The organism is Acidovorax sp. FW305-C-20-28 (genome assembly GCF_058783375.1).
In genome coordinates this window covers 1-11679 of record NZ_JBYSYM010000048.1, presented here as the reverse complement: position 1 = coordinate 11679, position 11679 = coordinate 1, and the positions used below count along the sequence as shown (strand labels likewise).

General features: G+C 68.7%; 9 protein-coding genes. 6 read left to right on the top strand and 3 right to left on the bottom strand.

What is annotated here, in order from left to right:
• Nucleotides 1–553: 553 nt before the first annotated feature.
• Entirely contained in the window at nt 554–1267 is a 714-nt protein-coding gene (locus AC3WOH_RS32100; RefSeq protein ID WP_492233390.1) for a hypothetical protein, read from the bottom strand.
• Between the two features lie 323 nt (nt 1268–1590).
• Here AC3WOH_RS32100 and AC3WOH_RS32095 point away from each other — a divergent pair, with 323 nt between their 5' ends.
• The 5 genes from AC3WOH_RS32095 (at nt 1591) to AC3WOH_RS32075 (ending at nt 10123) form a co-directional block, all read left to right on the top strand.
• Nucleotides 1591–2535 carry an NAD-dependent epimerase/dehydratase family protein gene (locus tag AC3WOH_RS32095; protein WP_492233389.1) on the top strand — a complete coding sequence of 315 codons (945 nt, stop codon included), beginning with the start codon at nt 1591–1593 and terminating at the stop codon, nt 2533–2535.
• Nucleotides 2536–2785: 250 nt separating this feature from the next.
• A complete protein-coding gene (locus AC3WOH_RS32090) occupies nt 2786–3958 on the top strand; it encodes an HD domain-containing phosphohydrolase (protein WP_492233388.1) in 1173 nt (390 codons plus the stop codon).
• A 90-nt stretch (nt 3959–4048) separates the two neighbouring features.
• The gene (locus AC3WOH_RS32085; protein WP_492233387.1) at nt 4049–8116 is read left to right on the top strand and encodes a response regulator; all 4068 of its coding nucleotides are present in this window, start codon (nt 4049–4051) and stop codon (nt 8114–8116) included.
• Between the two features lie 10 nt (nt 8117–8126).
• Complete coding sequence (locus tag AC3WOH_RS32080) at nt 8127–9779, top strand: GAF domain-containing protein (RefSeq protein ID WP_492233386.1); 1653 nt, start codon at nt 8127–8129, stop codon at nt 9777–9779.
• Nucleotides 9780–9859: 80 nt separating this feature from the next.
• Nucleotides 9860–10123, top strand: a complete 264-nt coding sequence (locus AC3WOH_RS32075; protein WP_492233385.1) for a hypothetical protein — start codon at nt 9860–9862, stop codon at nt 10121–10123.
• Nucleotides 10124–10194: 71 nt separating this feature from the next.
• On the opposite strand, the gene AC3WOH_RS32070 is transcribed toward AC3WOH_RS32075, so the two are convergent.
• Together AC3WOH_RS32070 and AC3WOH_RS32065 are read right to left on the bottom strand one after the other, a co-directional pair.
• Nucleotides 10195–10515, bottom strand: coding sequence for a hypothetical protein (locus AC3WOH_RS32070; protein ID WP_492233384.1), 321 nt, complete (start codon nt 10513–10515; stop codon nt 10195–10197).
• A gap of 58 nt (nt 10516–10573) precedes the next feature.
• Nucleotides 10574–10933: a carboxymuconolactone decarboxylase family protein gene (locus AC3WOH_RS32065; RefSeq protein WP_492233414.1), complete on the bottom strand. Its 360-nt coding sequence runs from the start codon at nt 10931–10933 to the stop codon at nt 10574–10576.
• Nucleotides 10934–11121: 188 nt separating this feature from the next.
• On the opposite strand from AC3WOH_RS32065, the gene AC3WOH_RS32060 reads away from it, so the two are divergent.
• Entirely contained in the window at nt 11122–11580 is a 459-nt protein-coding gene (locus tag AC3WOH_RS32060; protein WP_492233383.1) for a LysR family transcriptional regulator, read from the top strand.
• Nucleotides 11581–11679 lie beyond the last annotated feature (99 nt).

Below are 11679 nucleotides of genomic sequence, written 5' to 3'. Positions count from 1 at the left end.
GGGCAGCAACACAGGGGCCAGGCAGGCCCCCATGACAGCGACTGCGGCGACCCCAAGGGCGATGGCGGCGATGCGGCGGTTCAACATTGAGGCCCAATGCAATTTGGACCACCACCCTGCGGGATGGACTGGACCGCGCGGGATATTCGAGGCACTGATTTCTCCTGGAAGTGGCGTGCAGCCTGGGGTTGCGAGCGGGTGCCAGGTGAGGCATCCGGGCATGAAAGTTTCGCCAAACCCGCCAACCCCCGCCAGGCGCAGACCCGGCACACTATAGCGGCCCAGCAGGCAGGGACCGGGCTCGTCAACAGGGCTTTGGGGGCGCCGATCACAGCGTTTCGAATCGATGAACGATGGCGGGAGGGGTGCACTGTCGGCTCAGCGGCCAAAGCAGCCGCACCGCTTTCTCCAAAACAGACCTTCAACCTGTTGCCGCCGCACGCGCCATGCAGGGGCCCGACGACGTGGGCGGCTGGCGCCCGGCGCTGCGCGGCTTCATCGCGCAGCGTTCGTGTGGACCGATCGATGGCTTGGGCAGACAGCGCATGGCTGGCTACTGGCACCAATTGTCCTTTTGCGCTGGATCGGCTGCGTCGCAAGACAGGGAGATGTCGTTCAAGAAGAACGCCCTCCTGGACGCGAGCGCCGTCCACGAAACCTTGGCATTGACGTTCCTGAAGTCATTCAGTCCCGTCGTTGTCTTCCTTTTGCCCGTCAAGTAATTGGTGCTGTACTCGGATCTTTCGCCCGTGCTGCGGGAGGACTCGGAGCGGTCATACCCAACCAGTTGAAACCGGGTGCCCTGGGCGCGGAAAGTGAACTTTTCGTTCACCACGCCGTAGCTGCCGCAGCTTCGCCAATCCTGCAATTCGATGAGCAGATTGCCTCTCGCAATCGACACACCACCGTTCGCCAGTGGATCCGCCAGGCAATCCATGCCTTCAGCACTCTCGCTCGGGAGCAGATCATCCCTGCGCAGGACTTCTTTCAGCCCACTGGATGACCGCAGCAGAATGGTGAGACGGCGTGGATTCAAATTGAGGGTGTCCGGCCCCAGAGACCCCTCTGTCTTCTTCTTGAAATGGGCAGGATTGGTGGCTTCGGTGACCAACACCACGTCGTCCATTCCATCACCGTTCAGGTCGCCTGCGCTCTGGGTGATGAGCTTCCAGCCCTGGGGTACCCACGGAGCAAGGGGGTCCGAGGGCGCGGCGAAAGACGGTGCCGCCAGAAAGGCCAGCAGCAGAAGATGCTTGGATCTCAACATGGGAGTACCTTTGCCTTGCGGGATGTTCTGGACAATGGCTCCTCCTGGAAGTGGCTTGCAGGTTGGCCTTGCGGTCAGTGCGCTGTTCAAACCCAACGCGCAGGTACCAATGTCCTGCAAAGCCGGCAAGCACCCACTCAGCAAACTATAGCTTGCCAACAGGGAGGCAGCCGGATTCTGAGCCACACGTGGGCGGCTGGCGCCCGGCGTTGCCTGTGCGCCTGAGGCCGCTTGGGGCCTGCGCCCGCCGCGCCTGGATTTCATTCGTTCATTCATTCAGTACCATCCTGGCCACGGGCCCACCACACCATCCATCTCCATCCATGCACAAGGTACTGCTCCTCGGCGGTTCGGTGTTCGTCGGCCGCGCACTGCGGCAGCGCTTGGTCGCGCAGGGCTTCGACGTCACGGCGGTGACGCGCGGGCTGGTCCCCACTGAATGGGGCGCAGCACACCACATCGCCTGCGACCGGCGCGATGTGCAGCAACTGGCATCGCGCCTGCGCGGGCACACCTTTGACGCCGTGGTCGACGCCTCGTGCTACGGCCCCGAGGATTGCCGTGCGCTGCTGGCCGCGCTGCCGGCGTTGCCCACCACCTATGTGCTGCTCAGCTCTGCCGCGGTGTACCAGCGGTCCACCGCGCCGCTGCCGTTTGCCGAGGCATCGCCGGCCCACGGCGACGAGATCTGGGGCACCTATGGCCGCGACAAGGCGGCGGCCGAGGCGGTGTTGCTCGGTGCCTCCGCGATCCCGCGCCCTTTCGTGCTTCGGCCGCCGTACATCTACGGCCCCGGCAACAACCTGGACCGCGAGCGCTTCGTGTGGGCCCGGCAGTTGGCGAACGAGCCGATCTTTGTGCCTGGCGATGGAGAAACGCTCATCCAGTTCGTGGGCATCGACGATGTGGCGCGCGCCATCGTCGGCTTGCTGGACCCGCAGTGCGCCGTGGCGCCCGGCATCTACAACCTGGCATCCGAGGCGTACGTTTCCTTCAACCAGTACATCGCCCTGCTGGGCCAGATCGCCGGCCGCCAGAGCCATGTGGTCCATGTCGCGGACCCGACCATCCCGGCACGCGAGTATTTCCCCTTCCGCAAGGCCCACCTGGTCTTGTCGACGCAGAAGCTGGCCACCTGGAGCGAGCGGCCCCAGACGCCGCTGGTGCAGGGCCTGCAGGCCGCATTCGACTGGATTGCCGCATTCTCCCGCTTCAGCGTGGAGCCATCGCACAGAGAGATGAAGTTGCGGCGCCTTGAGAGCGGCTGACAAAACTCTTCTGACGTCGTTGCCGCGTCTTGTCGTACTAACCGTACTGCCTGCGACGCAGCGCCTAGCCAGAACCGCTTCGCTGAGTTTTGTTATCCGCTCTTGTTGGAGTGCCGTTGACAGCCCTGGCAGCGCGGGCACGGTGGCCGCCTGCAGCGGCATGCGGCAGCGAAATTCTTGCCAAATGCCCGGCTCTCGGAGATAGTGGGGTGTGAAGAGGTAGCTACTACCCGCACCATGTGGAGGGCCGATGCTTGCTGCAGCTGCTGAGGGGCCGTTTCGCCCGCTGATCCTGGCCGTGGACGACTCGCCGGACAACCTGTGGGTGCTGTCGGGCCTGCTCAAGGACAAGTACCGGCTCAAGCTGGCCAGCTCGGGCGAGCGGGCCCTGCAGATCACCAGCGGCGAGCAGCTGCCCGACCTGATCCTGCTGGACGTGATGATGCCCGGCATGTCGGGCCACGAGGTCTGCCGCCAGCTCAAGGAGTCGCCGCGCACGCGGCACATCCCCGTCATCTTTCTGACCGCGATGACGGCCACGGACGATGAAACGGCGGGCCTGGACATGGGGGCGGCCGATTTCATCACCAAGCCGATCAACCCGCCCACCCTGCTGGCGCGCGTGGCCTCGCAGCTGCAGGCCAAGGCGGGGGCCGATTTTCTGCGCGACCAGAACCAGTTCCTGGATACCGAGGTGCAGCGGCGCACGCGCGAGCTGGCGGCGATCCAGGACGTCACCATCCTGGCCATGGCTTCGCTGGCCGAGACGCGCGACAACGAGACCGGCAACCACATCCGCCGCACCCAGCACTATGTGCGCGCGCTGGCCACGGCGCTCAGGGACCACCCGCGCTTTCGCGCGCAGCTCGACGACCATGTGATCGGCATGCTGTACAAGTCGGCGCCGCTGCACGACATCGGCAAGATCGGCATCCCCGACCGCATTCTGCTCAAGCCCGGGCGTTTCGAGCCGCACGAGTTCGAGATCATGAAGACCCACACCACGCTGGGGCGCGACGCGATCCAGCACGCCGAGGACCAGTTGGGCATGCCGGTGGAGTTCCTCAAGTACGCCAAGGAGATCGCCTACGGCCACCAGGAGAAGTGGGACGGCAGCGGCTACCCCGAGGGCCTGGCGGGCGAGGCCATCCCGATGTCGGCGCGCATCATGGCGGTGGCCGATGTGTACGACGCGCTGATCAGCCGCCGCGTCTACAAGGAGGGCATGCCGCACGAGAAGGCCGTGGACATCATGCGCGAGGGGCGCGGCTCGCACTTCGACCCCGACGTGCTCGATGCCTTTCTGGGCATCCTGGGCGAGTTCCAGCGCATTGCCCAGACCTTTGCCGACAGCGACGACGACATGGCCGACAAGCAGCGCAGCCTGGAGCTGGCCAAGGGCGATGGCAGCCCGATGGCCTAGCCGCCGCCAGCGGGCCTGGGCGCGTGCCAGGCAACGCCCTCCTGGCGGCAGCCCCCCTTGTCCGCGCCCTTCCGCAGGAAAGCGCACCCCATGAACGGCCTCCTTCAGCACTACCACCGCTCGTCCTTGACGGCCAAGCTGGCCTTTGCCTTCCTGGTCATCCTGCTGATGGCGATTTTGCTGAGCGTGCTCGGCATACGGGCCGTGGGGCGGGTGAGCGACGAGATCCAGGTGATGTACGAAAAGGACCTGCAGGGCGTCTCCAACGCGCGCGCCGTGCAGTTCCACTACGCCAACATCGGCCGCTACCTGCGTGACGCGCTGATCACCACCGATGCGGGCGAGCGCGCGCAGGCCATCCGCCTGCTCGACCAGTCGCACGAGGACCTCACGCGCGAGGTCGTCGAGCTGCGCAAGCGCATCTTCCGCGAGGACAACCGGCGCAGCCTGGTGACCTTCGACGAGAACTACACGGTGTTTCGCCGCAGCGTGGCGCAGGTGCTGCAGCAGGCGCAGCAGGGCCAGCTCGAAGAGGCCCGGCGGCGTGTCTCCAGCCGCGAATTCGGGGTGATGGGTGACTCTGTGGCGCAGGCCATGGAGTCCGTGGCATCGACCAAGGAGGACGGGGCGCGCGCGACCATCGAGCTGGTGCAGGAGCTGGCCGCAGAAACGCGCCTGCGCGGCACGGTGCTGCTGCTGCTCGGTGGCCTGTTCAGCGTGCTCTTCGCCTGGCTGATCGCGCGCTCCATCCGCGTGCCCGCGGTGGCGCTGCGCACGGCGGTGGAGCGCATCGCGGCGGGTGACCTGCAGCAGGAAATTCCCAACACCACCTACCAGAACGACGTGGGTGCGCTGGCGCGCGCCGTGGCCGTGCTGCAGGAGGGTGCGCGCGAGCTGGAGGTGCAGCGCTGGGTCAAGACGCACACCGCCGCCATCTCGGCCGAGCTGCAGGGCGTGCGCTCCTTCACCGAGCTGGCCCAGCGCTTTTTCACCCTGACCGCGCCGCTGCTGGGCGTGGGCCATGGGGTGCTCTATGTCTACGAAAAATCGGGGCAGCGCCTGCGCCTGCTGAGCGGCTTTGCCCACCGCGAGCGCAAGTCGCTCGAACAGTACATCCAGCTCGGCCAGGGCCTGGTGGGCCAGTGCGCCATGGAGCGCAACCCCATCACGCTGGCGGACCCGCCGGCGGACTATGTGCGCATCGGCTCGGCGCTGGGCGAGGCCGTGCCGCGCGCCATCAGCGTGCTGCCCCTGGTGCGGGCCGACGAACTGCTGGGGGTGCTGGAGATCGCCAGCCTGGAGCCCATTTCCCCGGCGCGCCAGGCGCTGCTGGATGCGCTGATGCCCGCGCTGGCCGCCAACATGGAAATCCTGGAGCGCAACCTGGCCACGCACCGCCTGCTGAAGGAGACCCAGGCCCAGGCGCAGACCCTGGAGCGCCAGGCGGGCGAGCTGGCCGAGCAGAAGGACGCCATCAAGGCCACCGAGGCCTGGTACCACAGCATCATCGAATCCGCGCCCGACGGCATGCTGGTGGTCGATGCCGAAGGGCGTATCACCCTGGCCAACCCGCTGCTCGAAGAGATGTTTGGCTACGACAGCTACGAGCTGCTCGGCCTTCCCATCGAGGCGCTGGTGCCCCTGCCCGCACGGGGCAACCACCAGGCCCTGCGCGAGGGCTTTGCCCGCGAAGGCGGGGCGCGGCTGATGGGAACGGGCGATAGCCGGCTGTTCGGCCTGCGCAAGGACGGCACGCAGATCCCCATCGAAGTGGGCCTGGCCCTGCTGCCCGACGTGGGCGGGCGCGGCGAGTGCGTGTGCGCCTCGGTGCGCGACGTGACCGAGCGGCGCCGTGCGGAGGACGAGGTGCGCCGTGCGCGCGAACTGGCCGAGGAGGCCACCAAGGCCAAGAGCGAGTTCCTGGCCAACATGAGCCACGAGATCCGCACCCCGATGAACGCCATCATCGGCATGTCGCACCTGGCGCTGCAGACGCCGCTGGAGCCCAAGCAGCGCAACTACATCGAGAAGGTCAACCACTCGGCCGAGAACCTGCTGGGCATCATCAACGACATCCTCGATTTTTCCAAGATCGAGGCCGGCAAGCTCAGCATGGAGCGGGTGGACTTCCGGCTGGAGGACGTGCTGGACCACGTGGCCGACCTCATCGGCATGAAGGCCGAGGACAAGGGGCTGGAGCTGCTGTTCAACACCGCGGCCGAGGTGCCCACGGCGCTGGTGGGCGACCCGCTGCGCCTGGGGCAGGTGCTGGTCAACCTGTGCAGCAATGCGGTGAAGTTTGCCGAGCAGGGCGAGATCATCCTGGGCATCGAGACCATGGCCCAGCAGGGTGGCCAGGTGGAGCTGCACTTCTGGGTGCAGGACTCGGGCATCGGCATGACCCCCGAGCAGTGCGCGCGGCTGTTCCAGTCGTTCAGCCAGGCCGACACCTCGACCACGCGCCGCTACGGCGGGACCGGGCTGGGCCTGGCCATCTCGCGCACCCTGGTGGAGCTGATGCAGGGCCGCATCTGGGTGGAGAGCGTGGTGGGCCAGGGCTCGACCTTCCACTTCCATGCCCACTTCGGGCTGCAGGCCGAGCCGCTGCCGCGCCGCATGTTCAACGCGCAGGAGCTCATGGGCATGCGCGTGCTGGTGGTCGACGACAACGCCGCGGCGCGCGAGATCCTGTCCACCATGGCGCGCCGCTTCGGCCTGGAGGTGGACATGGCGCGCGACGGCGAGGAGGGCCTGCGCATGGTGCGCGGTGCCGACGAAAAGCACCTGGCCTACGACGTGGTGCTGACCGACTGGAAGATGCCCCGCATGGACGGGGCCGAGGCGGTGCGGCGCATGCAGTCGCTGGAGGGCGGCAAGAAGGCGCCCGCCGTCATCATGGTCACCGCCTTCGGGCGCGAGGAAGCCCTGGCCGCCGTGCAGGGCCAGGGCGCGCGCGTGAATGCCGTGCTGACCAAGCCGGTCACCCCCTCCACCCTGCTCGAAGCCGTGGGCGAGGCGCTGGGCAAGGGGCAACTGGCGCCCAGCCGGGCCAGCACCAAGGCCCAGGGCCAGAAGGAGCACCTGCAGCACCTGCGCGGCGCGCGCGTGCTGCTGGTGGAAGACAACGCCATGAACCAGGAGCTGGCGCTGGAGCTGCTGCACAACGCCGGCATGCAGGTGGTGGTGGCCAGCAACGGCCAGGAGGCGCTGGACCGGCTGGCCGAAGACCCCGCGTTCGACGGTGTGCTGATGGACTGCCAGATGCCCGTGATGGACGGCTACGTGGCGACGCGGCACATCCGCGCGCTGCCGCAGTTCGCCACCCTGCCCATCATCGCCATGACCGCCAACGCCATGGCGGGCGACCGCGAGAAGGTGATTGCATCGGGCATGGTGGACCACATCCCCAAGCCCCTGCGCGTGGAGGAGATGTTCGCCTGCCTGGCGCGCTGGATCCGGCCCGCGGCCCCGGCCACAGCGCAGCCCCTGGCGCCGCAGCCCGATGGCGTGGCCCCCGGCGCAGCGGCCGCAGGCTTGCCGCCCGTGCTGCCCGGGGTGGACCAGGCGGCAGGCCTGCGCGTCGTGCAACACGATGCGGGCCTGTACCGCCGCCTGCTGGGCATGTTTGCCAGCGAGCATGCGAGCTTTGCGGCGGCGTTCACCCAGGCGGTGCAGGCCGGCGATGGCGAACTGGCCACGCGGCTGGCCCACACGCTCAAGGGCGCCGCGGGCACCATCGGTGCGCAGCCCCTGGCCGACGCGGCCGCAGCGCTGGAGGCCGCGTGCATGGCGGCGGCCCCGGCCGCCGAGCTGCTGCGCCTGCTGCAGCCGGTGCAGGCGCAGCTTGCGCCGCTGGTCACCGCGCTGACCGCTGCGGCACCGCCCTCCTCACCGGAGCCGTCTGGAATGGCGCCAGTGCCCGCCGCCCCGGCCGCAGCGCATGCGCTATCAAACCGCTCGCAGGCCATGCTGCAGGGCCTGCGCAAGCTGCTGCGCGACGATGACGCGGAGGCCGGTGACCTGCTGGAGACCCTGACCGCGCAGCTCGTGGCCGAGGGTGCCCCGCTGGCGGGCGACCTGGCCGCCGTGGCGCGCGCCATCGACCGCATCGACTTCGAGGGCGCGCTGGCCGCGCTGGACCGCGTCCATGCCGCCTGAGCCTGCGCCCATGGCATCCCCCGCGCGCGCCCTGCTGCGCGCCCTGGCCACGGTCGTGGCCGGCGCTGCCCTGCTGGCCCCGGGCCTGGCCCAGGGCCGCACGCTGGAGCAGGTGCGCAGCAGTGGCGAGCTGCGCATCTGCGTGGCCGGCTCCAGCGCCGACTTCTACCGTGCCAATGGCGAGGAGTTCGCGCGCTACCTGGGGGTGCGCGCCAAGGTCGAAGCCCTGCCGAACTGGGATGCACAGTTCCACGACGCCCGGGGCGCCCTGGAGCGCGAGGCGCGCTACGAGGCCGCGCCGCTGGCTTCGGGCCGCTGCGACCTGTACCCCAACGACCTGCACATCGTGCCCTGGCGCGAACTGAAGATGCGGCTGGTGCCCTACTTCGTCACGCGCAACATGGTCGTCGCCCGGCCGGACATGCGCAGCGTGCTGCACGGCCCGCAGGACCTGCCCGGGCGCGTGGCAGCGGTGCAGGCGGGCACGGCCTACGAAAGCTGGCTGCGCGCCTTCAACGCCGATGGCCAGGGCGCGCCGGTCGTCATCCGCACGGCGCCCACGGCGCAGGCGATGAAGGAGGTGGTGGAGCGCCGCGCCGACTTCACGGTGATCGCGGCAGAGGCCGCGTTCAAGTGGGTGCGCGACGACCTGGACAACCTGGACCTGCTGTTCCCCGTCGGCGAAGGCACCGAGGTGGGCTGGGGCATGGGCTTTCATGCGCACGATCTGGAGAAGGCCCTGCGGGAGTTCTTTGCCCAGAGCCGCCGCGTAGGCTCCGGGCTGGACCTGTCGTGGCGCAAGAAATACGGCATCTCGCTCATGGAGTACCAGCTGTTCTCGGCCTCGCTCGACACCGGCCACCCCTGGCGCGACGCGCTGGCCAAATGGGGCCTGCCCGCAGGCTCTGCCGTGGCCGGCGTGCTGCTGGCCATGGGGTTCTGGGCCGGGCGCCTGCGGCGCGAGGTGCGCCAGCACCGGCTGGCGGCGCAGGCGCTGCGCGAGAGCCAGGCGCTGATGGCCGCGGAGGTGGGCCGGCGCAAGGCCGTGTCCGACCTGCTGATGGCACTGCAGCTGGTGGACACGCTGGAGGCCTTCGGCCAGGTCACGCTGCGCGAGCTGGCCCGGCACCTGCCCCTGGGGCAGGCGCTGATCGTGCTGGTGCACGACGGCGGTGACCAGGTGGACGCCCTGGCGCACTATGCAGGCAGCGGGCCGACGGCTGCACAGACGCTCACGCAAGTGCACACCACCGCAGAGCTGCTGGCGCGCTGCATCGCCACCGCAGAACCCGTGCTGGTGGAATCGCCCGGGCCGGGCCACCTGCGCATCCGCTCAGGGCTGGGCCACTGCACCCCCGCCGCCATGGTGCTGGTGCCCATCCGCCACGCCGGCCACGTGATTGCCGTGGTCGAAGTGGCCACCACCCAGCCCGTGGTGCCGGAGCACCGTGAACTGCTGGCGGTGCTGGAGCCCATCATCGCCACCGGCATCCACCGGTTCCAGAAAGAACGGCAGCTGGCCCGCGCGTCGCATGCGGCCACTGGCGGCCGCCGGGCGAGTGAAGAGGAGGAGCAGCAGCAGCAGGATGAGAAGGGCTCCCACTTCAGCGTGGAGCCCTCGCCAAGAGAGGTGGAGTTGCGGCGCCTTGCTGCGGGCCGTTGACGGAGGTCGAGGCCAGGTGCTACCTTTGGGAGGCACTGCTGCAACCGCCGTTGGCCAGGCAGCACAACCCTTTGAACCCGATGAACACCAAGCACCTGCACCACCCCGACAAGACACGCCGCCTTCAATGGCTGGTGCGAGCGGGGTATGTGTTGGTGGGCATTGGCGTGCTGCTGGTGCTGCTGCTGGCAGCGCTGCCGCTCGTTCTTTTCATGTTCACGGGGCCGCACCAATACTTCCGCGTGGTACCCGCTGAGCACAGCTGGCCCATCGCAGCCTTGCCGGTGGGGCTTGGCCTGCTGCTGGTGCTGGTTGCCCGAACGCTGCGGTCCAAGGGCCGATGACGGCGTTGGGCCAGGCGGCTGAGGTTCGATCAGGAACCGGCCGCACGCCAGGGCCCTGATCGGGCACGGCCTCACTCGTGCACATGCCCGCACCCAGGGCATTTTTTCAGGTGCAGCAGCCACGCGAGCCACGCGCCGGCTGGCTGGGTGCGCATGGCCCGCCACAAGAGCCTGAGGCCGCACTGCGGGCAGCGCACCGTGAGAAGCCCAACCGCCAACACGGACACAACGGCGAGCGGTGCCACCAGCATGACGGCCGTGCGTGGCACATTGAAGAGCGTGGACACCCAACCTGGTGCGAGCGATCCACAACCGGCCAACAACAGCAGCACACCAAGGCAAGCCAGCAGCCCACGTTGGCGGTGAATCAGGCTCTTGGGTTCGTTGTTCATGCGTGCTCAGGCCTCTGCCCCACGAGGCAAATTCTTGCGCCTGCTCCTTGGTGAAAGTCTAGGGCAACGGCAACCCCACCCCCACCTCCCCCAACACCTCACGCACCACGGCCAGGCCGTTGAGCGCGGCGGGGAAGCCCGCGTACACCGCCATCTGCATCACCACCTCGACCACCTCGTGCGGGGTGCAGCCCACGTGCAGGGCGGCGTGCACGTGCACGCGCAGCTGGGGGGCGGCGTTGCCCAGGGCGCACAGGGCGGCGACGGTGGCCAGTTCGCGTTCGCGCAGGCCCAGGCCCTCGCGGGCGTAGATGTCGCCGAAGGGGAACTCGAGCACATAGCGCGCGAAGTCGGGGAACGACTGGGCCAGGCCCTCGACCACCGCCAGGCCGGTGGGGCCGTCCACGGCGGCCAGCATGCGGGTGCCGCGTTCGTAGCGATCGGAGGGCGGGGTGGTGGTGGTGGTGGTAGCGGCCTGGGATGAAGGCGACGAAGAAGAAGCAACAACAGAGGTCATGCAAGGCTCCAAAAAAGAGGGAATGGAGCGCACTGTAGAAACGCCGCGCCGACAGCGGAATGACCGATTTCGTGATACCTTTTTGGTATATGTCCAACCGCCTCGATTCCCGCTCGCTCGCCCTCTTCCTGGCCGTGGCCGATGCCCTGAGTTTTCGGCAGGCGGCCGAGGCGCTGCACCTGTCGCAGCCGCCGCTGAGCCGGGCCATACGGCAGATGGAGGAGCGCCTGGGCACGCGCCTGTTCGATCGCAGCCCGCAGGGCGTGGCCCTCACGGCGGCGGGCCAGCGGCTGCTGCCCCATGCGCGCGCCATGGCGCAACTGCTGCGCGATGCCGAGGCGGCGCTGGCGGCCCCGGCCATGCCGGCCACGCTGCGGCTGGGCCTGACCAGCGCGGTGGAGCCCGCCTGGTTTGGCGGCCTCGCGCAGCGCGTGCAGGCCACGCACCCGGGCACGGTGGCGACCACCGTGTCGGACACCTCGCCCCGGCCAGGGCCTGTTCACACTAATTTCGGGGTCGCGAAGGCCCTTGCCGGCGTGCCAGTCTAGGCGCGTGACGCCGCGTGTGCATGTGCACACGCAAGGAGCGCAACGACGAGTGGCGCGCCGGCAAGGGCCTTCCCTTCGGGTTGCCCGGGCTGGGGGGGG